We start from the raw sequence: 22452 nt of genomic DNA, 5'->3' as shown, positions 1-22452 counted from the left end.
CGGTGGGCGAGGCGGCGCACTCGGCACCCGGCCCCGCCTAGGGTCGGCCGGTAATTGATTTGTCCCCCTATGAGCGCGCGGTCCGGCCCGAGCCCGCCGAGCCGTTCGCAGAGCGACAGCGCCCCCGCACAAACCGGCGCCTGATCGGGCGGGTTCCGGTGATCGTCGAGCGGAAGCCGTTCGGCCCGGCCGTCGTCGAGGCGCGGTGACGGCGCGGACCGCCGCCGGGGCGGGGTTCCTGCTGCTCGGAGCGTTGACCGGGTGTTCCGACCCCGAACCCGGGCCGGTGGCGGCGCCCAGCACGGCCGTCACCGCCGTACGGACGGAAACGACCTCGCCGCCGCCGGCCGCGGCACCCACCCGGACCACGCAGGCGCCCGCGCCGCCAACGCCGGAGCCCGCTCGGACGACGCCCCCGGCCGGCGACCTGAACCAGTTCGTCGCGCTGGTGCGGGAGCGGCTGCCGGAGTTCGTGATCGACCGCCGGGACGACGAGGTCGCCGCGCTCGGCGAGCAGACGTGCGCCGCGCTGCAGCAGGGACGCCGGGACGCCGCCGTGGTCGCCGTCATGCACGACGAGGGAGTGACCACAGCGGATGCCCGGACCCTGTTGGCGCTGGCCAGACGCGCGGCCTGCCCGACCTGAGCCCCCGGAGGCCCCCACCGCCGGCCCCGCCGTTGCCCCCGGCCTAGGCCCACCGCCGGCCCCGACCGCCGCCCCGGCCTGGGCCCCATCGCCGGCCCCGACCGTCGCCCCGACCTGGGCCCCATCGCGGGGTCGGCCGAAAGTCGGATCGGGACACAGGCTTCCGAGACGCCGGTCCGATGTCGCGCACAGGCCGCCGCCCGATGCTGGAATCACCCCTCGAAACCAGCAGGAGGCACAGATGTCCGCACGAGGTTTGCTCTCAGTGGTCGGCACCGCGGTCGGCGGCGTGATCGGTCTGGCCACTCCCCCGCCGCCCGACCCGGACTGCGTCCGCGAGTTGCTCGCCGAGATCGGCATGCCGGCCGGCGAGACCGCCGAGGAACTGACCGAGACGGTGCGCACGTTCCAGGCTCGCGCCGGGCTGCTCACCGACGGTGTCGCGGGCCCGCGTACGGTGCATTTCCTGTCCCGCTACGTGATGGACCGCCGCGCCTACCGCCTCGACCTGGCGGCGTGACCCCCTAAGTTGGTCGCATGACGCAGGGCGACCTGATCACGTACTACGACGACCAGACCGGCGAACGGTTCGGTCTCACCGCGGGCGAACTGGGCGGCTGGACGGCCGCCACGGCGGCGCTGCTCACCGACGGTTGCCGGCTCGGCCCGGGTTCCACCGCCGCGGTGCTGCTGCCCCCGCACTGGCAGACCGCGGCCGTGCTGCTGGGCGCCTGGTCGGCCGGCCTCGAACTGTCGATCCGCGGATGGGCCACCGCCGGGCTCACACCCGCGGGTGATGCCCTCGACGTGACGTTCGTGGAGCGCCGCCGGATCGGCCACTGGCTCGACGAGATTCCGGCCGGGCGGCACCAGTTCGTGCTCGGTCTGGCCCCGCACGGCGAGGCGACCGCCGGGGTGCCCGACGGTTATCGCGACTACACCAGTTCGCTGCGGCCCTATCTGGGCGCCCATCCCCCGCGGCACGCGATCGCCGACCACCTGCCCGCGGTCACCGACGGTACGACCTATGCCGAGTACGCGCGTACGGCCGTGGCGATCGCCGACCGCAACGGCATCGGTCCCGGCGACCGGGTGCTGATCGACACCGCGACGCAGGAGCAGCCGCTGATCTGGTTGCTCGGCCCGCTGGCGGTCGGGGCGTCGATCGTGCTCTGCGCCCACCTCGACGAGTCGCGCCTGGACAAGCGCATAGCGGACGAACGCGTCACCCAGGTCCTCCGATGAGACCGCCCATGCACGACCATCACTTCACCAGCGTCGTCCACCACGGGAGCAGCCGCTTCAAAGGCGTCGTTCAGCACGGGATCAGCCGTTTCACCGGCGTCGCGCTCTACGGCTTCAGTCGTCGAAGCTGACGGTCACCTTCTCCGTCGCAGGCGTCGACTGGCACGTGAGCACAAACCCGGCCTCGACCTCGGCCGGTTCCAGGGCGAAGTTGCGCCGCATGGTCACCTCGCCCTCGACCACCCGCGCCCGGCACGTGCCACACACCCCGCCCTTGCACGCGAACGGCAGATCGGGCCGCGACCGCTGAGCGCCATCGAGCACGGTGTCGGCCTTGGTCATGGTCACCGTCGTCGAGCGGCCGTCGAGCAGCACAGTCACCTCGCTACCTTCAACGGCAAACCCTTCCTCCCGTACGGGCTCCGGCGGCGCCTCATCCACCCAGAACAACTCGCGGTGGATCCGTTCCGGTGCGACTCCCGCCTCGCCGAGCACTTCGGTGGCGTCGACGACCATCCCGTACGGTCCGCACAACCACCAGTGCTCGACCGCCGGCACGTCGAGCAGGACCGGAAGCAGCTCCCGCAACTTCGCCCCGTCGAGCCGCCCGCTGAGCAGGTCGACCTCCCGCGCCTCCCGCGAGAGCAGATGCACCAGCTCGAGCCGGGACGGGTGCCGGTCCTTCAGATCGGCCAGCTCCTCGGCGAACATCACCGTGTCGGCGCGCCGGTTGCCGTACAGCACCGCAACCTGAGCCCGCGGATTCCGCAACAGCGACGCCGCGATCGACAGCACCGGCGTGATCCCCGAGCCCGCCGCGATCATGACGTGCCGACCGCCCGCTTCGAGGTCAGGCGTGAACGTCCCCGACGGCGGCGCCACCTCGACCGCGTCCCCCGCCCGGAGCTCGTGCACCAGCCAGCTGGAAACGAGCCCGCCGGGCACCTCCCGAACCCCGATCCGCGGCCGCCCGCCGGCCGGCGCACAGATCGAGTACGACCGCCGCTCGTCCCGCGCGTCCCCGGGCCGCCGCACGGTCAGCGACTGCCCCGGCCGGAACGCGTAGACCCCGGCCAGATCATCGGGAACCTCGAAGGTCACCGCCACCGCATCCGAACAGAGCCGTTCCACCCCGGCCACCCGCAGCGCATGAAAGTCCCGCACGTCAGATCTCCTTCACGTGCTCGAACGGCTCCCGGCACGCCGGGCACCGCCGCAACTCACGACACGCGGTCGCACCGAACGCGGCCAGCCTCTCGGTGCTCTCCTCACCGCAGCGCGGGCAGGCGATCTTCTCGTCGCGAACGCCGAGGGTGAGTGGCACCGGCCCGGAACCACGACGAGGCGCGGGCCCGGGCGGAGCGATCCCGGCCGCGGCGAGCTTGGCTTTACCCTCGGCCGAGATCCAGTCGGTGGTCCAGGCCGGCGCGAGCAACGTCCGTACGTGGGCCCGCTCGTATCCGGCCCGGCGCAACGCCGTCAGAACGTCGGCCTGGATCGCTTCCATGGCCGGACACCCCGAGTAGGTCGGCGTGATGGTGACCTCAACCCCGTCGTCGGTCTCCCGCACGTCGCGCAGGATCCCCAGCTCGGCCAGCGTGACCATCGGCAACTCCGGGTCGGTGACCGTCGCCGCCACCTCAGCCGCCCTCACCACACACCGCCGGGGTTCGCCCGCGCCAGCCCTTGCAGCTCCTCGAGGATTTCGCCCAGCTCAGCACCGTGGACGCCATCACGACCGCGCCCTCCCAGACGAGCACTCGCGTCGCCCGACGCAGCCCCGCCGGTCGGCGCCGGAACGAGCACCGCCCCCTCGGAGAGCACCGCGCCACCGGTCACCGCACTGACCGTCGTCGACACGCCCGAAGCCGGCGGAGCGGCCGGCGTGTCGAGGGTTGCCGCGTGCAGGACCTGGCTGAAGACGGCGTCGCACTCGGCGCGCACCGTGGACGGGTCGACAGCCACGCCGGCCAGGGCCAGCTCGGTCGCGTGCGGCTCGAACAACTCGCCCAGCAGCGGCCACACCTCGTCGACCGCGGCCTGCATGCGCTGGTGGGAGAGGTCGGTGCCGTCGCCGAGGCGTACGGTCCAGCCGGCCGCGTAGTCGCGGTGGTAGGCGACCTCCTTCACCCCCTTGGCGCCGATCGCGGCCAGCACCGGGTCGCGGCTCGCGGACAACCGGTCGAGCAGGGCCAGCCGCCACGTCGCGAACACGAGCAACCGCGCGATCAGGTGCGCGAAGTCGGCGTCGGCGCGCTCGACGAGGCGTACGTGCCGGAAGTCCGAAGCGTCGCGGAGATAGGCCAGGGCGTCCTCGTCGCGCCCGGCGCCCTCGGCCTCGCCCGCGCGGGTCAGCAGCAGCCGGGCCTGGCCGAGCAGGTCGAGACCGATGTTCGCGAGCGCCATCTCGTCCTCGAGCTCGGGCGCGCGGGTCACCCACTGCTGCAGCCGGTGCGACATGATCAGCGCGTCGTCGCCGATCATCAGGCAGTACGCGGCCAGCGCGGCCCCGTCCACACCGTCGGGCAGCGCGGTCGGCACGCCGGCGAGCGGATCGGAGAACCCCGTCCCGTACGCCCAGCGCGCGTCGTCGTCGTGATCGGTGAGGGACTGGTAGGCGTCGTCGAAGGACATGGCGGCCTCAGATGTGCGGAACCGAGTCGGGGATGGCGTAGTACGTCGGGTGCCGGTACACCTTGTCGCCGCTGGGGGCGAAGAACGCGTCCTTCTCGTCCGGCCCCGAAGCGACCACGTCGTCGGAGCGGACGACCCAGATGCTCACGCCCTCGTTGCGTCGCGTGTAGAGATCACGCGCGTGGTGCAGCGCCATCTCGTGGTCGGCGGCGCGCAGAGATCCCACATGTACGTGGTTGAGGCCGCGCTTGGCCCGCACGAACACCTCGAACAACGGCCACTCGTGCTTGATCTCGCCGCTCATGCGCCCTCCCGTTCCTCGCCCGCGGAGAACACCGCGCCGCCATGACGTTCTCCGCCCGCGGAGTGCGCCACGCCGCCATGACGTTTCTCGGCCATGGTTTCCGCCGCCGGACCTCGTACGTCCTCGGGCGCGTCGACCGCCCCGCCGTCGCGCCGCTTCTTGGCCGCGTGAGCCGCCGCCGCGTCGCGCACCCAGGCGCCTTCCTCGTCGGCCCGGCGCCGGTGGGCGATCCGCTCCGCGTTCATCGGCCCGTCTCCGGAGATCACCCGTTTCAGCTCGGACCAGTCGATCTCACCGAAGTCGTAATGCTCCCGTACGCCGTTCCACCGCAGATCCGGATCGGGCAGCGTCACGCCGAGCGCCTCGGCCTGGGGCACGCTCATGTCGACGAAGCGCTGCCGCAGCTCGTCGTTGGTGTGCCGCTTGATCTTCCAGGCCATCGACTGCGCCGTGTTGGGCGACTCGGTGTCGGGCGGCCCGAACATCATCAGCGACGGCCACCACCAGCGGTTCACGGCGTCCTGCACCATCTCGCGCTGCCCCTCGGTGCCGCGCATCATCGTCATCAGCAACTCGTACCCCTGCCGCTGATGGAACGACTCCTCCTTGCAGATCCGGATCATCGCCCGCGCGTACGGCCCGTAGGAGCTGCGGCAGAGCGGCACCTGATTACAGATCGCGGCGCCGTCGACCAGCCAGCCGATCACCCCGACGTCGGCGAAGGTCAGCGTCGGATAGTTGAAGATCGACGAGTATTTCTGCCGCCCCTCGATGAGCCGGCGGGTCAGGTCGCCCCGGTCGGCGCCCAGGGTCTCGGCCGCCGAGTAGAGATAGAGCCCGTGCCCGGCCTCGTCCTGCACCTTGGCCAGCAGAATCGCCTTGCGCCGCAACGAAGGCGCCCGGGTGATCCAGGCCCCCTCCGGCTGCATCCCGATGATCTCGGAGTGTGCGTGCTGGGCGATCTGCCGGATCATCGTCTTGCGGTAGGCGTCGGGCATCCAGTCCCGCGGCTCGATCCGCTGGTCCTTCTCGATCGTCGCCGTGAAGACGCGCTCGCCGGTGGCGCCGACAAGTTGATCGCTCATGATGCCTCCCAGGTGAAGAAGCCCTGCCCGGCCTTGCGGCCCAGTTCGCCGCGGGCCACCTTGTCGCGCAGCAGCCGCGGCGGGGCGAAACGATCGCCCAGCTCATGGTGGAGGTGTTCGGCGATGGCCAGCCGCACATCGAGCCCGACGAGGTCGGTCGAGCGCAGCGGGCCCATCGGATGGCGGTAGCCCAGTTCCATGGCGCGGTCGATGGCGGCCGCGTCGGCCACGCCCTCTTCGAGCATGCGCATCGCCTCGAGCCCCAGCAGTACGCCGAGCCGGCTGGTGGCGAAGCCGGGCGAGTCACGGACGACCACGTCGCTCTTGCCGAGCCCGGCCACCCACGACCGGGCCGCCTCGCGGGCGGCGTCTCCGGTGAGCGAGCTGGTGACGAGCTCGACCAGCTTGCTGGCCGGAACCGGGTTGAAGAAGTGCATGCCGAGGAACCGTTCGGGCCGTCGCAGCCCGTCGGCCAGTCCCGTGATCGACAACGAGCTGGTGTTGCTGGCCAGCACGGTCTGTTCGCCGACCGCACGTTCGGCGGCGGCGAGCACCCGCACCTTGAGCGGGGCTTCCTCGGGCACGGCCTCGACCACCAGGTCGGTGTCGGGGCTGAGCCCGCTCACGTCGTCGACGAGCCTCAGCCGTTCGAGCACCGCGTCGGCCAGCTCGGTGAGCCGCCCCTTCTCGGCCGCCCGGTGCAGACCCATCGCCACCCGGTCACGGGCCGCCGCCGCGGTCGCCGGGTCACGCTCGACGAGGCAGACCATCGCCCCGGCCACCGCGAAGACCTGCGCGATGCCGGCCCCCATCCGCCCGCCACCCACCACGGCGACAAGCTTGGGAACAGACGCAGCAGGCAGCAGCCCGGACACGCCCGGCGCGACCCCAGACACGCCCGACGCTGGCCCAGACACGCCCGACGCTGGCCCGGACACGCCCGACGCGGATCCAGACACGCCCGACGTGTGGCCGTCCGGGCCACCCGGCGTCAGCGGCCCGGTCACGGCCGGCCTCCGGCGAGGAAGGCGTCCATCCGTACGCGCTTCTCCTCGGATTCGAAGAGGATCGCCTGGGCGAGGTCGTCGGTGAGCGGATGACCGCCCCCGTCGGCAACCAGCTTGGTCAGCCGCAGGGCCAGCGCACCCGAACGCGCCATCCGGTCGATGAGCGCGTGTGCACGTTTGAGCAGCTCGTCGGCCGGCACGATGTCGGCGACCAGCCCGAACCGCAGCGCGTCGTCGGCGTCGAGCCGTCGCCCCGCGAGCAGCACCTGCTTGGCCACCGAGGCCCCGACCAGCTCGCGTAGCCGCCAGCTGGCGCCGGCCGCGGCCAGGATGCCGAGCCCGGGCTCCGGATTGCCGAACACCGCGGCCGGCGACGCCAGGCGCACGTCACACGCGTACGCCAGTTCGGCACCCCCGCCCAGCGCGTATCCGTCGACCGCGGCGACCGTCGGCAGCGGCAGCCGCGCGATCCGGTCGAAGACCGCCCGGTTGATCCCCTGCAACGCCTCGTCGCGGCCACGTTCCCGCAGCTCCGCGATGTCGGCTCCCGCCGCGAACGTGCCGCCCTCCCCGGTGATCAGCAGCAGCCGGGGCCGTTCCTCCAGCCGCGCGCAGACGTCATGCAGCTCGCGGACCATGGCCGCGTTGATCGCGTTCCGAGCCTCGGGCCGCCGCAACGTCACCACAACGCGGTCGTCCAGCTCCTCAACCACAAGCACACTCACGGCAGCCACCCGCTCGGGCCCGGCCGAGCTGACTCGCACCAGCCGGCGGACACCACGGAACCCCGGGCCGACATGGTGGTCACGGCCGCTCCACCAACATCGCCACGCCCTGGCCCACGCCGACGCACAGGGTTTCGAGGGCCCGCCGGGCGTTCTCGCGCTCCATGCGGCCGAGCAGCGTCACCGTGAGACGCGCCCCCGAGCAGCCCAGCGGATGCCCGAGCGCGATCGCACCGCCGTCGGCGTTGACGCGTTCCTCGTCGAGTTTGAGCCGTCGGATCACCGCGAGCGACTGCACCGCGAACGCCTCGTTGAGCTCCACCGCGTCGACGTCGTTGGTCGACCAACCCACCCGGTCGAGCGCCTTCTCGGTGGCGGGCACCGGGCCCAGACCCATGAGCTGGGGCGGCACACCCGCGCTGGCCGCGGTGACGATGCGGGCGCGCGGGGTCAGACCATAGCGCTCGACCGCGGCCCGGCTCGCCACCAGAACCGCCGCCGCACCGTCGCTCAGCGGCGAGGACGAGCCGGCCGTGACGACGCCACCGGCCCGGAAGACGGGTCGCAGCCCGCCGAGTTTCTCGAGCGTGGACCCGCGGCGCGGGATCTCGTCGGTGGTCACGTCACCGACCGGGACGATCTCGCCGGAGAAGCGGCCGGCGTCGGTCGCGGCGATCGCCCGCTCGTGGCTGCGCAACGCGAACGCGTCGCTCTCGGCCCGGGTGATGCCGTCGAGCGCGGCGACCTCCTCGGCCGTCTCACCCATGCTCAGCGTGATCCGGCGGTCTTCCGGGCCGTGGCCCGCCTCTTTGTCGTGCGCCTTGAACACCGGGTTGGTGAACCGCCAGCCCAGCGACGTGTCGACCACCTCGCCGGGCCGCGCCCACGGGGTCCCCGGCTTCTGCATCACCCACGGCGCGCGGGTCATCGACTCGACCCCACCGGCCACGACCAGGTCGGCCTCGCCGGCCCGCACCTGGTTGGCGGCCGACACGATCGCGGTCAGGCCGCTCGCGCAGAGCCGGTTGACCGTATAGCCCGGGACGTTGTCGGGCAGGCCCGCGAGCAGCGCGGCCATGCGGGCCACGTTGCGGTTGTCCTCCCCGGCCTGGTTCGCCGCGCCGAGGATCACCTCGTCGATCTCGTCGGCGGGCACACCGGCCCGCGCGACGGCCTCACGGACGACCAGCCCGGCGAGGTCGTCGGGGCGCACGCCGGCGAGCGCACCGCCGTACTTGCCCTGAGGGGTTCGGACGCCGCCGACAAGAAAGGCCTCGGCCATGTGAAACTCCCAGCTCAGACGTGGTGACGGGACTGGAGGGTGAAGAACCGGCCGGTGACGAAGTGGTCGTCGCTCAGCGAGGCCGTGGCCGCCGGGTTGGCGCCGGAGCCGTGCAGGTCGCTGAACGCGGCGGTCTGGTTTACGAACACGCCACCCGTGAGGTTCTCGGCGAGGTGCACCCCGGCGTCGAGCGCGGCCTCGCGGGCCGCGGACAGCACCTCGGGGCTGGTCGAGTGGACCAGGGCGGTGAGCGCACCGTGCGCGCGAACGGTCTCGACCAGGATGCGCAGGCTGTGGTCGGTCGACTCGGTGGCGATCACGAACGAGACCGGGCCGAACCATTCCCGGGTGTACGCCTTGTCGTCCGCGGCATCGAGGCGGACGACCACGGGCGTACGGATGGTGGCTCCGGGGTTCTGCTCGTCGGTGACCGCCGCCGTCGAGCGGATCACGGTGGCCGCGCCGTCGGCCTCGGTCACCCGGGCCAGAACACCGTCGTTGACGATCGCACCGAGGGTGCCGGCCGCGCGCGCCGGGTCGCCGAGAAGCTTGTCGAGCGCGGCGGTCAGGTCGGCGCCGAACTCGTCGACGCTGCGGTGACCGGCGTCGGTCTCGATGCCACCCGACGGCACCAGGATGTTCTGCGGGGTGGTGCACATCTGGCCGCTGTAGAGCGAGAGCGAGAAGGACAGGTTGCGCAGCAGTCCCTTGTAGTCGTCGGTGGAGTCGACGACGACCGTGTTGAGGCCGGCCTTCTCGGTGTAGACCACGGCCTGGCGGGCGTTGGCCTCGAGCCAGTTGCCGAACTCGCTGGAACCGGTGAAGTCGACGATGCGGACGTCGGGGTGGGTGGCCAGCGTCGCCGCGATGCCGTCGCCGGGCTCCTCGACGGCCAGGGTGACCAGGTCGGGGTTCTGCCCCGCCTCGGCCAGCACCTCACGGCAGATCTGCACGGTGATGGCGAGCGGCAGCACGGCGCCCGGGTGCGGCTTGACGATCACCGGGTTGCCCGTGACGAGGCTGGCGAACAGGCCGGGATAGCTGTTCCAGGTGGGGAACGTGGTGCAGCCGATGACCAGGCTGACCCCGCGCCCGACGACCGTGCTGGTCTTGGTGAGGCGCAGGGGGTCGCCACCGCGCTGCGGCTTGCTCCACTCCGAAGTGCCCGGGATGCTGCTGGTGGCGGCCAGGGCGTAGGCCACGGCTTCGAGCGCGCGGTCTTGCGCGTGGGGGCCGCCGGCCTGGAACGCCATCACGAAGGCCTGGCCGGTGGTGTGCTGCACGGCGTGGGCCAGCTCGAAGCTGCGCGCGTTGATCCTCTTGATGATCTCGGCAGCGACGCCGGCGCGACCCTGGGGGCCGACGGCGCGCCAGGCCGGAGTGGCGACGCGGGCAGCGGCGACGAGGGCCAGCGGGTCGGCCTTGGGGTAGCTGACGCCCAGTTCCAGGCCCCACGGTGAGCGCTCGGTGGAGACCACGCCCTCGGCGCCGGGAACCTCAATCGGGAACGGCTGGCCGAGCAGGGCCCGGAACGCGCTCTCGCCCGCGGGGGCGGCCGTCTCGCCGTAGACCGACTTGCTGGGCGACTCGGGGAAGGCCGACCAGTAGTCGCGGACGGTGGTCGCCCGGACGGCCTGGTCGAGCAGCTCGGCATGCGTTTCGTAGAACCCGGCGGGGGTGGTCATCCTGCGCTCCCTTGCGCTCGCGTGCCATCATTATCTACCGTCCGGTCGGTCGGTAATCAACCCCGGGAGCGATAATGGCACCTCCTCCGGAACCCCGTCGACGCGGACGACCCGGGCATGACCAGGATGCCGTGCTCGCCGCCGCCGTGCGGCTGTTCAACGAGCGGGGCTACGACTACACGAGCATGTACGACATCGCCGTGTCCCTCGGCATCACCAAGTCGAGCGTCTACCACCACATCAGCGGCAAGGAACAACTTCTCCAGATGGCGATGGACCGGGCCCTCGACGGCCTGTTCGAGGCGGCCGACGAGGTCCGCGCGCTCGACGTCCCCGCCCTCGAGCGGCTCGAGCAACTGATCCGGCGCAGCGTGCTGGTGCTCTCCGACCGCTTCGAATACGTGACGGTGCTGCTGCGCGTCCGCGGCAACACCGAGGTCGAGCAGCACGCGCTGGCCCGGCGGCGCGAGTTCGACGGCCTGGTCACCGAGCTGGTCAAACAGGCCCAGGCCGAGGGCGGCGTACGCCCCGATGTCGAACCCGCCACGGCCGCGCGCCTGCTCCTCGGCATGGTCAACTCGCTGACGGAGTGGTACCGCCCGCGCCCCGGCAGCGCCGGATCGATCGCCGACGCGGTGACCACCCTGGCCTTCGAGGGCCTGCGCACCTGATCTTCACAACTCCTCCCCCGACCGTGCACGCCGGGTTGCGGGAGTGACCCGATTGGCTAGCGTGAGCGGCGATGAAGCGAAGCCTGGCCGTCGCCGCGGTCGTCCTCCTGAGCGCCTGCTCCCCCGGTGATCCTCCGGCCGCCGCGCCGCCGTCCTCCGCGCTGCCGCCCTCGTCCGCACCGGCATCCTCCTCGGCCGCACCGTCCTCGGCGCCGCCGGCCGACTGCGTGACCACCACGCTCGACGGTCTCGACCTGGCCGAGCGCGTCGGCCAGCTGCTGATGATCGGCGTCTCGGTGAACGCGCCCAGCGGCGCCGGCGACACCCTGCGCCGCTATCACGTCGGTGGCACGTTCCTGCGCGGCCGCAGCACCCACCGCGCCGCCCAGCTCAAGTCCGACATCGCCGCCCTGCAGAAACGCGCCGCCCTGCCGATGCTCGTGGCCGTCGATCAGGAGGGCGGCAGCGTGCAGACCCTCAAGGGCCCCGACTTCCCGCGCCTGCCGTCCGCCCTGCGCCTGGGTGCGGGTCCGAACGCGACACTGCGCGACACTACCCGCGGCAGTGCCCGGCGACTGACCGGCATCGGCGTGAACCTCAACCTGGCGCCGGTCGCCGACACTGTTCCGGCAAGCATCGGCGAGGACAACCCACCCATCGGCGCGTTCCACCGGCAGTTCGGCTCCGATCCGGCCAAGGTCGCCACGGCCATCCGCACGGTCGTGCCCGCCTCGCAGCAGGCCGGCGTCCTGACCACGCTGAAACACTTCCCCGGCCTCGGGCGGGTGCGGGTCAACACCGACACGTCGACCGGCGCGACCGACAACACGGCGACAGTGAACGACCCCTACCTGGCCCCCTTCAAGGCCGGCATCGAGGCGGGCACGGCGGCCGTGATGATCTCGTCGGCGCGTTACCCGCGCATCGATCCGGCCGCGCTGGCCGCCTTCTCCAAGCCGGTCATCACCGGCCTGCTGCGCGAGAAGATCGGCTTCGACGGCCTGGAGTTCTCGGACGACCTCGGGGCCGCCCGCGCGGTCACCACGGTCTCCCCGGCCACGCGGGCCACCCGGTTCGTGGCCGCGGGCGGCGACATGGTCCTCACCATCGTCCCCTCCGACGCGGCCCCGATGGCCGGCGCGCTCATCAGTAAGGCCGAAAGTGATCAGGCTTTCCGGGCCCGGGTCGACGACGCCGCCCGCCACGTCCTGCAAGCGAAGCAGAAGGCGGGCATCCTCCGCTGCGGATGAACCGGGTGGGGCACTTAGGTCACGCCTTCCGCAGCCAGAACGTGAGAGCGATCGACTCGTCGGTGAACGCCTCCGCGCCGGACCACGAGGACTCTCCGGGCTCGTACGAGGTGGCGAGCACCTCGTCGGCGACCAGGGCCGCGTGTTCGGTCATGGCCTCGGCGGTCTCGCCCTCGGCCGACCAGCGCAGCTCGATGCGGTCGGAGACCTCGAGCCCGCTGCTCTTGCGCGCCTCCTGGATCTGGCGCACGGCGTCACGGGCGATGCCGGCCCGGCGCAGTTCCGGGGTGAGCGACAGGTCGAGCGCCACCGTCGCGCCGGAGTCGGAGGCGACGGCCCAGCCCTGGCGCGGTGTCTCGGTGATGACGACCTCGTCGGGGCCCAGCGTGACCGGCTCGCCGTCGACCACCAGCGACGCCTCCCCCGACGTGCGGAGGGCGTCTTTGAGCTCGGCGGCGTCGGCGGCCGCGATCGCCTGGGCGACCAGTTGCACCTTCTTGCCGAAGCGCCGGCCGAGCGTACGGAAATTGGCCTTGGCGGTGGTGTCGACGAACGAGCCCGCGACGCCGCTCACCTCGCCCACGTTGAGCTCCGACGCGATCTCGGCGAGCAGGTCGGCCGGCAGGTCGTCGAAGCCGGACGCCGAGGCCAGCGCGCGGGACAACGGCTGCCGCACCTTCATGCCCGACTCGGCGCGTGCCGCCCGGCCCAGCTCGACCAGCCGCCGCACCAGCGCCATCCGCGCCGACAGGGCTGGGTCGATCAGCGACTCGTCGGGCTCGGGGAACGCGGCCAGGTGCACCGACTCGGCCGCCCCGGGATCGACGGCGACGACGAGGTCACGCCAGACCCGCTCGGTGACGAACGGGGTCAGCGGCGCCATCAGCAGCGTCACCGTGCGCAGCGCCTCGTGCAGGGTGGCCAGCGCGGCCGGGTCGCCTCGCCAGAACCGGCGGCGGCTGCGGCGCACGTACCAGTTGGACAGGTCGTCGACGAACGCGGCGAGCAGCCGGCCCGCCTCCTGGGTGTCGAACGCCGCGTATGCTCCGTCGACCTTGCGGACCAGCTCGTTCAGCTCGGACAGCACCCAGCGGTCGAGCAGCGGACGCTCGGCCGGAGCCGGGTCGTCGGCGGACGGCGTCCAGCCCGACGACCGCCCGTACAGAGCCTGGAACGCCACCGTGTTCCAGTAGGTCAGCAGGGTCTTGCGGACGACCTCCTGCAACGTGTTGTTGCCGACGCGGCGCGCCGACCAGGGCGACCCGACGCAGGCCATGAACCAGCGGACCGCGTCGGCGCCGTGGGTGTCCATCAGCGGGATCGGCTCGAGGATGTTGCCGAGGTGCTTGGACATCTTGCGGCCGTCCTCGGCCAGGATGTGGCCGAGGCAGACGACGGTCTCGTAGGACGAGCGGTCGAACACGAGCGTGCTCACGGCCATCAACGTGTAGAACCAGCCGCGGGTCTGGTCGATCGCCTCGGAGATGAACTGCGCCGGGAAGCGCTGCTCGAAGAGCTCCTTGTTGCGGTACGGGTATCCGAACTGCGCGAACGGCATCGAACCCGAGTCGTACCAGGCGTCGATGACCTCGGGCACGCGCGTGGCCGTCGCCGCGCACTGCGGGCAGGCGAAGGTCACCTCGTCGATGAACGGGCGGTGCGGGTCGAGCGTGGACAGGTCGCGCCCGGCCCGCTCGCCCAGCTCGGCCAGCGACCCGATGCAGGTCAGATGGCCCTCGTCGCAGCGCCAGATGGGCAGGGGCGTGCCCCAGTAGCGGTTGCGCGACAACGCCCAGTCGACGTTGTTGGTCAGCCAGTCGCCGTAGCGGCCGTGTTTGACCGTCTCGGGCTGCCAGGTGGTCTTCTCGTTCTCACGCAACAGCGCATCCCGTACGGCGGTGGTCCGCACATACCAGGAGGGCTGGGCGTAGTAGATCAGCGCCGTGTGGCAGCGCCAGCAGTGCGGATATTGGTGCTCGTAGGGGTCGAGGCGGAACAGCAGACCGGTGCGCCGCAGCTCCTCGACCAGCGGCTCGTTGGCCTCCCGGAAGAAAAGACCGCCCACCATCGGGACCTCGGGATCGAACGTGCCGTTGCGCAGCACCGGGTTGACCATCGGGAGCCCGTAGGCGCGGCAGCTCGCGAGGTCGTCGGCGCCGAACGCGGGTGACTGGTGCACCAGGCCGGTGCCGCTGTCGGTCGTCACGTAGTTCGCGAGGATCACGATGTGTGAGTCGGGCACGTCGACCAGCTCGAACGGCGGCTGGTAGGTCCACCGCTCGAGCTCCTTGCCGGCGAACGTCTCGCCGGTCGGCGTCCATCCCTCACCCAGCACCGAACTCGCGAGCGACTCGGCGAGCACCAGCCGCTCGGTTCCATCGGTCATCACCACGTACGGAACCCCGGGGTTGACCGCGACGGCCGTGTTGGAGACCAGGGTCCACGGCGTGGTGGTCCAGACCAGCAGCGACGTGGTGCCGGCGAGCGGGCCGGAGGTGAGCGGGAACCGGACGTAGACGGCGGGGTCGACGTCGGTCTCGTAGCCCTGCGCCAGCTCGTGGTCGGAGAGCGTGGTCTGGTCGCGCGGGCACCACGGCGCGACGCGGAAGTCTTCGACCAGCAGGCCCTTGTCGAAGATCTGCTGGAGCGACCACCAGACCGACTCGATGTATTCCGGGTCCATCGTGCGGTAGGCGTCGGCCATGTCGACCCAGTAGCCCATGCGCTCGGTGAGCTCGGCGAAGGCGTCGGTGTGCCGGGTGACCGAGGCGCGGCACCGTTCGTTGAACCGCGCTATGCCGTACGCCTCGATGTCCTGCTTGCCGCTGAACCCGAGCTCCTTCTCGACCGCGAGCTCGACCGGGAGCCCATGGCAGTCCCACCCGGCCTTGCGGGCGACGTGGTAGCCCTTCATCGTGCGGTAGCGCGGGAAGACGTCTTTGAAGACGCGCGCCTCGATGTGGTGGGCGCCGGGCATGCCGTTGGCCGTGGGCGGCCCCTCGTAGAAGACCCATTCGGGGCGGCCCTCGGACTGTTCGAGGCTGCGCGCGAAGATCTTGTTCTCCTGCCAGAAACGCAGGACGTCGTGGTCGAGCGCGGGCAGGTCGACCTGCGCGGGCACCTGGCTGTACAAGGCTTGCTCCTCCGTCGAACGGTTCGCGACAGAGGGACGAGGCTTACCCCGCGGTACCACCCTCTTTGACCGCGGCGTGGTGCCCGCGGCCCACTCGAAGTGGGGTGCGGCCGGTTCTACTGGGCCCCTCTCCTGGGCCTTTCCTCCGGCGGCTCCGGGGTGATATTCGGGCTGCGCACACCCCCGGGCTTCCACCGTCCCCGGGTCTCTCCTGGCTGCGTGCTGTCCTACTCGTCCCCATCAGTGCCCTGCGCCGACGATGCTACCGGCCCCTCGTCGCGGCCCGCCATGTGGTTTTCCGCAGTTCTCACCGGCGGTGCTGTGCTGCCTCTCACCACCAGACGCGGCACGAGCACCATCTCGCTCGCGGTCGTGCGGCCGCCGTCGAGACGGGAGACCGCGGCCAGCACCGCGTTGCGCGCCTGGCCGTGGGCGTTCTGGTTGACCGAGGTGAGGTCGATGTGGGCGAGGCGGGCCAGGCTGCTGTCGTCGTAGCCGACCACCGAGACCTGGCCGGGAACGTCGACGCCGGCGCGGAGCAGGGCGTCCATCAGGCCGACGGCCAGGCGGTCGTTCGAGGCGACCACGGCGCTGGGGCGGGCCGGATCGGCGGCGATGACCCGGCCGGCGCGGATGCCGCCCTCCTCGGTGTGGTCGCCGGGCAGGACCTGGGCGGCCAGGCCGGCCCGGCGCATGGCCCGGCGGTAGCCCCGGCGCCGGCTCGACGCCACCACGCCCCGGCCACCGTCGACGAACGCGATGCGGGTGTGTCCGAGACCGATCAGGTGGTCGAGAGCCGCGTCGACACCCACGTCGTCGGCCGGGCGCACCACGTCGACGTCGACGCCGCGCGCCATGCGGCCCACCACGACGCAGGGCACCTGGGCGGCCAGTTTTGCCAGCTCGCCCTCGGAGGCGTCGGGGCCGAGCAGGATGAGGGCCTCGGAGCGGAAGTCGAGCAGGGTCTCGACGGCGCGGGCCTCGTCGCGGGCGCGCGTGAGGGTCGAGAGCACCACCTCGTAGCCCGCCGCGTCGGCCTCGACCTGAATCTCTTCCACCAGCTCGGCGTGGAACGGGTTGCGGACATCGAGCAGCACGCCGAGCAGGTGACGCCGGCGACGGGCGAGCAGGCTGGCCGTGCGGTCGGCGCGATAGCCCAGCTCGGCGGCGGCCGCGAGGACACGCTCGCGGGTCTCGGCGCTCGGACCGGGCGCGCCGCGCAGCACCAGCGAGACCGACGCGGGTGAGACACCGACACGGGCGGCCACGTCGGACAGCCGCGGTCGTTGATCCACTTTTTCACTCCCCGTCATGCCCTTGACACCGTGCGAGATCAACGTCGATATTACAGGGGTTCTTAAAGCGCTTTAAAAGGAGGTCGGCCAGATGTCACTCGGAGTCGCAGTCATCGGCGCGGGCATGGTCGGCCGCGCCCACGCCAACGCCTACCGCCAGGCCGGCACCGTCTTCGGCCTCGACCTGCCCGCCCCTCGCCTGGTCGCGATCGCCGACCTGCACGAGCCGTTCGCCACCGACGCCGCCACCCGCTACGGCTACGCACGCGCCGAGACCGACTGGCGGGCCGTCATCGACGCCCCCGACGTCGACGTGGTCAGCGTCGCCGTCGCCAACAACCTGCACCGCGAGATCGTCGAGGCCGCCCTGGCCGCCGGCAAACACGTGCTGTGCGAAAAACCGCTGGCCCCGAGCGTGGCCGACGGCGAGGCCATGGTGGCCGCGGCCGCCGCCGCGCCCGGCCTGGTCAACGCGACCGGCTTCACGTTCCGCCGCTCCCCCGCCATCAACGCCATCAAGGAACAGGTCGAGGGCGCCCTCGGCCCGGTGCGCCACTTCGTCGGCAACTACTGGTGCGATTACGGTTTCGACCCCCGACGGCCGATGAGCTGGCGCTATCAGGGCGGCCCCGGCTCGGGGGTGCTGGCCGACATCGGCAGCCACATGACCGACCTGGCCGAGTTCTTCTGCGGCCCCACCTCCGGGGTCCAGGGCACGACGATGGCCACCCTCGTCGAGCAGAGGCCGAAACCGCTCGGGGTCGCGGTCGGTCACGCCGGCGGTGTCCAGCTCAGCGACGAGCTGGCGCCGGTCGAGAACGAAGACGTCTGCACGTTCACCACGGGCTACGCGAGCGGTGCCGTCGGCACGTTCTCGCTCTCGCGGGTCGCGTTCGGGCATGCGAACACCCTGAAGATCGACCTGTTCTGCGAGAACGGCAGCGCCTCGTTCGAGATGACCCGGCCCGCCGAGTTCAGCATCGTCGACGCCACCCCCGGCGCCGCGGTCAACGGCGCCCGCACCGTCTTCATCGGCCCCTGGCACCCATATGTGGCGCGTGGCCTGCCGATGGATTTCCCCACCGTCGGCCACGGGCAGAACGACTTCTTCGTCTACCAGGCCCGCGCCCTCCTCGACCAGATCGCCGGGGTCAAGGAGCTGCCGCCGTGCCCCGGCCTGGCCCACGGCCTGCACAACCTGCGTGTCCTCGAGGCGGTCGTCGCCGCCACCGACAAACCCGTCCAGCTCTAGGAGCCTCCATGCGCCTCGGTGCGTACACCGCCTGCCTGCACGACCGCCCCCTCGACGAAACCCTCAAGATCCTCGGTGAGATGGGACTGACCAGCGCCGAGATCAATACCGGCGGCTTCATCGCCGCGCCGCACATCCCGATCGACGACCTGCTCGCCAGCGCCGGGGCCCGCGAGGAATACCTGGGCCGCTACGCCCAGGCCGGCATCACGCTGACCGGGCTCAACTGCAACGGCAACCCGCTCAACCCCGACCCGCTGGTCGGCCCCCGGCACGCCGACGACCTGCGCCGCAGCATCGAACTGGCCGCCCTGCTCGGGGTCAAGCGCGTGGTCACCATGTCGGGCCTGCCCGGCGGCGAGCCCGGCGCCACGGTGGCGAACTGGGTGGTGAACCCATGGGACAGCCAGTGGCTCGACGTCCTCGACTACCAGTGGAACGAGGTCGCCGTCCCGTTCTGGCGCGACGTTCAGGCCCGTGCGGCCGACGCCGATGTCAGGGTCTGCATCGAGATGCACCCGCACAACATCGTGTTCAACCCGCCCACCCTGTTGCGCCTGATCGAGCAGACCGGCGCCACCCACGTCGGCGCCGAGATGGACCCGAGCCACCTGTTCTGGCAGGGCATGGACCCGGTGGCCGCCATCGAATACCTGGGCGACCACGTCTTCCACGCCGCCGCCAAAGACACGCGCATCAACGAGCCCAACGCGCGCCGCTTCGGGGTCCTCGACGACCGTTTCTCCCGTACGCCGTACAACCAGAACCCGCTCAACCTGGGTGGCCGTAACACGCTGAACCAGTGGCCGTCCGAGCCGTCCTGGCAGTTCGTCGCCGTGGGCCGCGGTCACGGCGACGAGTTCTGGGTGCCATTCCTGCAGGCGTTGCACCGCATCGACCCCGACATGGCCGTCAACATCGAACACGAGGACACCGAACTCGACCAGATCGAGGGCCTGCGCCTGGCCGCCGAAAATTTGATCGCCGCCGCCCGCAAGGCAGGCGTCTGACCGACCGGCCTTGCGGTTGGTCACGAATGCTCGTCGGTGAGTGCCGTGCACCATGGAGCGCGTGAATGACGTGGTGACGGATACGCGCGCGGCCAACGACCCCACCCTGTTCCTGATGGTGGGCCTTCCCGGGTCGGGAAAGACCTATCGAGCGCGGGAGCTGGCGGCCGAGCGTGGAGCCCTGCGGCTCACTCCCGACGACTGGGCGCTCGCCATCTTCGGCCAGCAGGACCGTCACCAGGAGCCCGGCGGCATGCGGTGGCTGCTGGAGGGCCGGCTCATCGCCCTGGCCGTCGATGCCTTGCGCCTTCGGCTCAGCGTCGTACTTGATTTCGGGTTGTGGTCGCGTGATGAGCGCTCCGCCCTGCGCTCGATAGCCGCTTCGGTGGGAGCGTCATGCGAGATCGTGTACCTGCCAGTGGAACGCGATGTGCAGTGGAGCCGGATTCAGAGCCGCTGGGAACACACGCCGGAGCTGACCTTCCCGATGGCCGAAGCGGAGCTCGACCCCTGGAGGGAGCAGTTCCAGGTCCCTGACGCCGACGAGCTCTCTGGTTCGGCTCACCGCTCCCCGCCGCCCGGGGATGAGAGCTGGCTCGAGTGGGCTCAGCGCTTCTGGCCCTCCCTCGCTCAGGGCTTGAACGGGCGCCCCGTCGAGAGATGACTGTCACCGGAGCCGGTCGCCGGCGTTGGATGGAGCGGTCGGGCAGCGGCCTCGACGTCGGCGGGCGTGGCCAGGAAGGCGTGCAGCAGCTCGGCGGCTGCGCTGAGCTGCTGAAGCGGGACGGCGGCATCGGCGACAGACGGGTGTCAGAGAGCGGCTCGGGCAGCGTCACAGGGCGGCCCGGGCAGCGTCACAGGGCGGCCCGGGCAGCGTCACAGGGCGGCCCGGGCAGCGTCGAGGAACGCCGCGTGGGGCCGTTCGATGGCGTCGGCCACGGTCTGGCCGGGTGGCAGGCCCTCCCAGACGGCGCCGTTGAGCACCAGGAAGTAGGCGCGGGCGGCGTCGTGGACGACGGGCGGGAACAGGACGCGGATCATGCGTTCCTCGACCCAGAAACGATTCATCACGACCTGGGTGGGGGCGTGCCAGTCGTCGCCCTCCTCCCACTCCGACGGGCGGGAGAAGGCGCAGCGTTCCGCGTCGGCGGCCACGGTGATGAAGCGTTCCAGCAACGCCAGGCGTTCCGCGCGGCGGGCCTCCAGCTGGGCGCGATCCTGTTTGGACTGCTCCAGGCGCAGTGTTGTCTGCTGGGTGGTCCGCTGCACCAGATATGACAATCCGCCGCCCAGGGCCACCCCGCCCAGCGACGTCAACGCCGTCACCATCTCTCCCGCCATGTGGGGCATGCTGCCCGAGTCGAAGATCGCTGTCGATCCCGCCCCAGCACCACGACCGACACGACCCAGCACCACGACCGGCACACGGCCCAGCACCACGGCTGGCACACGGCCCAGCACCAAGATCGGCATACGGCCCAGCACCACGATCGGCACACGGCCCAGCACCACGATCGGCACACGGCCCGACGTCACGACCGGCACACGGCCCGACGTCACGACCGGCACACGGCCCGACGTCACGACCGGCACCGACCCGGCCTCGCGGGGCGGCTCACGACCAGGCGTCACGGCGACTCACAGCTCAACCTCGCGGGCGACCCGGCGGACCGGGGTTGACGAAGCCTATTGGTAAGTCGTAGCTTACCGTTCGTGGGTACTTACCAAAGGCCCGACGGGTGGGAGATTCTCGGGGATCCGAGCCGGCGCGCCATTGTGGAGTGTCTGGCTGAGCGGCCGCGGGCCGTCGGGGAACTGGCCGAGACGTTGCCGATCAGCCGGCCGGCCGTGTCGCAGCACCTCAAAGTGCTCAAGGACGCGGGACTGGTGGACGACGAGGCGGCGGGCACGCGCCGGGTCTATCGGCTCAACCCGGCGGGTGTCTCCGCCCTGCGCGATCAGCTCGACATGTTCTGGAAGCGGACTCTGCAGGGTTTCGAAGAGATCGTTGAAGACGAGGGGAAATCATGACCGAGGCACCGGCGCAGGTGGTTCTGCGGCAGGTCGTCGTCAAGGCGCCGCTCGAGCGGGCGTTCGAGCTGTTCACGACGCGGTTCGGGGACATCAAGCCCCGAGATCACTATCTGATGAGCTCACCGCTGGCCGAAACCGTGTTCGAGCGGCACGTCGGCGGCCGCATCTACGACCGGGCCGAGGACGGCAGCGTGTTCGCGTGGGCGCGGGTGCTGGCCTACGAGCCGCCGAACCGGGTCGTCTTCAGCTGGGACATCGGGGTTGAGTGGACACTCGAGACCGACCTGGAGAACACCAGCGAGGTCGAGATCCGCTTCATCAGTGAGGCTCCGGACCGCACCCGAGTGGAGCTTGAACACCGCAAACTCGACCGCCACGGTCCCGGCTGGGAGTCGCTGCGTGACGCCATCGGCAACGACCAGGGCTGGCCGCTCTACCTGGAGCGCTTCGTCACCGTGGTCGAATCCGACGAAGTCACCCGGACCGAATCCGACAAAGTCACCGTGGCCGAATCCGACGGAACGGCCAACGGCTGACCAACGGCTGACCAGCGGATCGGCGTGAACGCGGCATGGCGGAGAGCGTCATCCTGATCAACGGGCTTCCGGGCTCGGGCAAGAGCACCCTCGCGGGCGCGCTCGCCCGGGCCACGGGGCTTCCGCTCATTTCGAAGGACGCGCTCAAGGAGGCGATCGCGGGCGCGGCACCGGACGTTCCGGCGCCCGCCCTGGGCCGCGCCGCCGCCGAGCTGATGTGGACCCTCGCGGCGGGCATCCGGGGCGGCGTCATTCTCGAGTCGTGGTGGTTCCGGCCGCGTGACCGCGGCTTCGCCGAGGAGGGTCTGCGTCGCGCCGGGGCCGGCACGGTGATCGAGGTATGGTGCGACGTGCCGGGCGAGACAGCCCGAGACCGATACATCAGGCGAACGAGGCCGGACTATTACGAGGACAAAAGGCATCTGTCCGAGTCGTGGCCGACGTGGATCACCGAGGCGGAACCGCTGGCCTTCGGACCCGTGCTGCGAGTCGTCACCGACGGCCCGGTCGACATCGCCGCGCTGGTAAGCAGAACGACCCGGGAGACGCGCTGGTAAGCGGAACGGCCCGGGAGACGCGCTGGCAAGCGGAACGACCCGGGAGACGCGCTGGCAAGCGGAACGACCCGGGAGAGACGTACGGAATCGGAATGACACGG

22 protein-coding genes and 1 pseudogene are annotated in these 22452 nt (G+C 71.3%); 11 read left to right on the top strand and 12 right to left on the bottom strand.

Features of this window, described 5'->3' with window-relative positions; genetic code table 11:
• Positions 1 to 205: 205 nt before the first annotated feature.
• The 3 genes from JIG36_RS44735 to JIG36_RS44725 all read left to right on the top strand — a co-directional run bounded on the left by JIG36_RS44735 (position 206) and on the right by JIG36_RS44725 (position 1891).
• Positions 206 to 646 (top strand): DUF732 domain-containing protein, encoded by a 441-nt coding sequence (locus JIG36_RS44735; protein WP_203382988.1) that lies wholly within the window; start codon positions 206 to 208, stop codon positions 644 to 646.
• A 241-nt stretch (positions 647 to 887) separates the two neighbouring features.
• Positions 888 to 1166, top strand: coding sequence for a peptidoglycan-binding protein (locus JIG36_RS44730; protein ID WP_203382987.1), 279 nt, complete (start codon positions 888 to 890; stop codon positions 1164 to 1166).
• Between the two features lie 17 nt (positions 1167 to 1183).
• Positions 1184 to 1891, top strand: a complete 708-nt coding sequence (locus JIG36_RS44725; protein ID WP_203382986.1) for a TIGR03089 family protein — start codon at positions 1184 to 1186, stop codon at positions 1889 to 1891.
• Positions 1892 to 2005: 114 nt separating this feature from the next.
• Here the strand turns inward: JIG36_RS44725 and paaE are convergent, their stop codons facing one another.
• From paaE to paaN, 9 genes and pseudogenes are all read right to left on the bottom strand, one after another.
• The gene (gene paaE, locus JIG36_RS44720; RefSeq protein WP_203382985.1) at positions 2006 to 3055 is read right to left on the bottom strand and encodes a 1,2-phenylacetyl-CoA epoxidase subunit PaaE; all 1050 of its coding nucleotides are present in this window, start codon (positions 3053 to 3055) and stop codon (positions 2006 to 2008) included.
• A gap of 1 nt (position 3056) precedes the next feature.
• Positions 3057 to 3548 (bottom strand): 1,2-phenylacetyl-CoA epoxidase subunit PaaD, encoded by a 492-nt coding sequence (gene paaD / locus JIG36_RS44715; protein ID WP_203382984.1) that lies wholly within the window; start codon positions 3546 to 3548, stop codon positions 3057 to 3059.
• Complete coding sequence (paaC, locus tag JIG36_RS44710) at positions 3542 to 4525, bottom strand: 1,2-phenylacetyl-CoA epoxidase subunit PaaC (RefSeq protein ID WP_203382983.1); 984 nt, start codon at positions 4523 to 4525, stop codon at positions 3542 to 3544. Before paaC ends, paaD begins: the two co-directional genes overlap by 7 nt.
• A 7-nt stretch (positions 4526 to 4532) precedes the next feature.
• Positions 4533 to 4829: a 1,2-phenylacetyl-CoA epoxidase subunit PaaB gene (gene paaB, locus JIG36_RS44705; protein ID WP_203382982.1), complete on the bottom strand. Its 297-nt coding sequence runs from the start codon at positions 4827 to 4829 to the stop codon at positions 4533 to 4535.
• Between the two features lie 155 nt (positions 4830 to 4984).
• Positions 4985 to 5914, bottom strand: a pseudogene (gene paaA, locus JIG36_RS44700) (1,2-phenylacetyl-CoA epoxidase subunit PaaA); the annotation flags it as partial.
• Positions 5911 to 6744, bottom strand: a complete 834-nt coding sequence (locus JIG36_RS44695) for a 3-hydroxyacyl-CoA dehydrogenase family protein (protein ID WP_307873170.1) — start codon at positions 6742 to 6744, stop codon at positions 5911 to 5913. The pseudogene paaA and the gene JIG36_RS44695, both read right to left, overlap by 4 nt.
• A gap of 173 nt (positions 6745 to 6917) precedes the next feature.
• On the bottom strand, positions 6918 to 7646 hold the full coding sequence (locus JIG36_RS44690) for an enoyl-CoA hydratase/isomerase family protein (protein ID WP_203382980.1): 729 nt from the start codon (positions 7644 to 7646) through the stop codon (positions 6918 to 6920).
• Positions 7647 to 7725: 79 nt separating this feature from the next.
• The gene (locus JIG36_RS44685; RefSeq protein ID WP_203382979.1) at positions 7726 to 8928 is read right to left on the bottom strand and encodes a thiolase family protein; all 1203 of its coding nucleotides are present in this window, start codon (positions 8926 to 8928) and stop codon (positions 7726 to 7728) included.
• 14 nt (positions 8929 to 8942) lie between these two features.
• On the bottom strand, positions 8943 to 10613 hold the full coding sequence (gene paaN, locus JIG36_RS44680) for a phenylacetic acid degradation protein PaaN (RefSeq protein ID WP_203382978.1): 1671 nt from the start codon (positions 10611 to 10613) through the stop codon (positions 8943 to 8945).
• A gap of 131 nt (positions 10614 to 10744) precedes the next feature.
• Between paaN and JIG36_RS44675 the strand changes: the two genes are divergently transcribed.
• Both JIG36_RS44675 and JIG36_RS44670 read left to right on the top strand, forming a co-directional pair.
• The gene (locus tag JIG36_RS44675) at positions 10745 to 11284 is read left to right on the top strand and encodes a TetR/AcrR family transcriptional regulator (RefSeq protein ID WP_307873163.1); all 540 of its coding nucleotides are present in this window, start codon (positions 10745 to 10747) and stop codon (positions 11282 to 11284) included.
• A gap of 71 nt (positions 11285 to 11355) precedes the next feature.
• The gene (locus tag JIG36_RS44670) at positions 11356 to 12534 is read left to right on the top strand and encodes a glycoside hydrolase family 3 N-terminal domain-containing protein (protein ID WP_236049554.1); all 1179 of its coding nucleotides are present in this window, start codon (positions 11356 to 11358) and stop codon (positions 12532 to 12534) included.
• A 19-nt stretch (positions 12535 to 12553) separates the two neighbouring features.
• Here the strand turns inward: JIG36_RS44670 and ileS are convergent, their stop codons facing one another.
• Together ileS and JIG36_RS44660 are read right to left on the bottom strand one after the other, a co-directional pair.
• Positions 12554 to 15667, bottom strand: a complete 3114-nt coding sequence (gene ileS, locus JIG36_RS44665; protein WP_203382976.1) for an isoleucine--tRNA ligase — start codon at positions 15665 to 15667, stop codon at positions 12554 to 12556.
• Between the two features lie 227 nt (positions 15668 to 15894).
• Positions 15895 to 16962, bottom strand: a complete 1068-nt coding sequence (locus JIG36_RS44660) for a LacI family DNA-binding transcriptional regulator (protein WP_203382975.1) — start codon at positions 16960 to 16962, stop codon at positions 15895 to 15897.
• Positions 16963 to 17053: 91 nt separating this feature from the next.
• Between JIG36_RS44660 and JIG36_RS44655 the strand changes: the two genes are divergently transcribed.
• The 3 genes from JIG36_RS44655 (at position 17054) to JIG36_RS44645 (ending at position 19888) form a co-directional block, all read left to right on the top strand.
• On the top strand, positions 17054 to 18214 hold the full coding sequence (locus JIG36_RS44655) for a Gfo/Idh/MocA family protein (protein WP_203382974.1): 1161 nt from the start codon (positions 17054 to 17056) through the stop codon (positions 18212 to 18214).
• An 8-nt stretch (positions 18215 to 18222) separates the two neighbouring features.
• Positions 18223 to 19224, top strand: coding sequence for a sugar phosphate isomerase/epimerase family protein (locus JIG36_RS44650; RefSeq protein WP_203382973.1), 1002 nt, complete (start codon positions 18223 to 18225; stop codon positions 19222 to 19224).
• 61 nt (positions 19225 to 19285) lie between these two features.
• On the top strand, positions 19286 to 19888 hold the full coding sequence (locus JIG36_RS44645) for a P-loop nucleotide/nucleoside kinase family protein (RefSeq protein ID WP_307873162.1): 603 nt from the start codon (positions 19286 to 19288) through the stop codon (positions 19886 to 19888).
• Between the two features lie 212 nt (positions 19889 to 20100).
• On the opposite strand, the gene JIG36_RS44640 is transcribed toward JIG36_RS44645, so the two are convergent.
• Positions 20101 to 20856, bottom strand: a complete 756-nt coding sequence (locus JIG36_RS44640) for a hypothetical protein (RefSeq protein ID WP_203382971.1) — start codon at positions 20854 to 20856, stop codon at positions 20101 to 20103.
• A gap of 81 nt (positions 20857 to 20937) precedes the next feature.
• On the opposite strand from JIG36_RS44640, the gene JIG36_RS44635 reads away from it, so the two are divergent.
• From JIG36_RS44635 to JIG36_RS44625, 3 genes are read left to right on the top strand one after another with little or no spacing between them, the layout of a single operon-like run.
• Complete coding sequence (locus tag JIG36_RS44635; protein WP_203382970.1) at positions 20938 to 21255, top strand: ArsR/SmtB family transcription factor; 318 nt, start codon at positions 20938 to 20940, stop codon at positions 21253 to 21255.
• On the top strand, positions 21252 to 21794 hold the full coding sequence (locus tag JIG36_RS44630) for an SRPBCC family protein (RefSeq protein WP_203382969.1): 543 nt from the start codon (positions 21252 to 21254) through the stop codon (positions 21792 to 21794). Before JIG36_RS44635 ends, JIG36_RS44630 begins: the two co-directional genes overlap by 4 nt.
• A 35-nt stretch (positions 21795 to 21829) precedes the next feature.
• A complete protein-coding gene (locus JIG36_RS44625) occupies positions 21830 to 22351 on the top strand; it encodes a P-loop nucleotide/nucleoside kinase family protein (protein WP_203382968.1) in 522 nt (173 codons plus the stop codon).
• The last annotated feature ends 101 nt before the right edge of the window (positions 22352 to 22452 follow it).

This window comes from Paractinoplanes ovalisporus (assembly GCF_016834655.1).
Lineage (GTDB): Bacteria > Actinomycetota > Actinomycetes > Mycobacteriales > Micromonosporaceae > Actinoplanes > Actinoplanes ovalisporus.
This window is presented reverse-complemented; position numbering and strand designations above follow the sequence as displayed.

What these genes read in the sequence shown, in the direction of transcription:
- JIG36_RS44685 (WP_203382979.1), bottom strand. Translation starts at nt 8,928, where the DNA reads ATGGCCGAGGCCTTTCTTGTCGGCGGCGTCCGAACCCCTCAGGGCAAG.
- JIG36_RS44625 (WP_203382968.1), top strand. Translation starts at nt 21,830, where the DNA reads ATGGCGGAGAGCGTCATCCTGATCAACGGGCTTCCGGGCTCGGGCAAG.
- JIG36_RS44725 (WP_203382986.1), top strand. Translation starts at nt 1,184, where the DNA reads ATGACGCAGGGCGACCTGATCACGTACTACGACGACCAGACCGGCGAA.
- paaC (WP_203382983.1), bottom strand. Translation starts at nt 4,525, where the DNA reads ATGTCCTTCGACGACGCCTACCAGTCCCTCACCGATCACGACGACGAC.
- JIG36_RS44730 (WP_203382987.1), top strand. Translation starts at nt 888, where the DNA reads ATGTCCGCACGAGGTTTGCTCTCAGTGGTCGGCACCGCGGTCGGCGGC.
- JIG36_RS44670 (WP_236049554.1), top strand. Translation starts at nt 11,356, where the DNA reads ATGAAGCGAAGCCTGGCCGTCGCCGCGGTCGTCCTCCTGAGCGCCTGC.
- paaN (WP_203382978.1), bottom strand. Translation starts at nt 10,613, where the DNA reads ATGACCACCCCCGCCGGGTTCTACGAAACGCATGCCGAGCTGCTCGAC.
- paaB (WP_203382982.1), bottom strand. Translation starts at nt 4,829, where the DNA reads ATGAGCGGCGAGATCAAGCACGAGTGGCCGTTGTTCGAGGTGTTCGTG.
- JIG36_RS44655 (WP_203382974.1), top strand. Translation starts at nt 17,054, where the DNA reads ATGTCACTCGGAGTCGCAGTCATCGGCGCGGGCATGGTCGGCCGCGCC.
- JIG36_RS44630 (WP_203382969.1), top strand. Translation starts at nt 21,252, where the DNA reads ATGACCGAGGCACCGGCGCAGGTGGTTCTGCGGCAGGTCGTCGTCAAG.
- JIG36_RS44650 (WP_203382973.1), top strand. Translation starts at nt 18,223, where the DNA reads ATGCGCCTCGGTGCGTACACCGCCTGCCTGCACGACCGCCCCCTCGAC.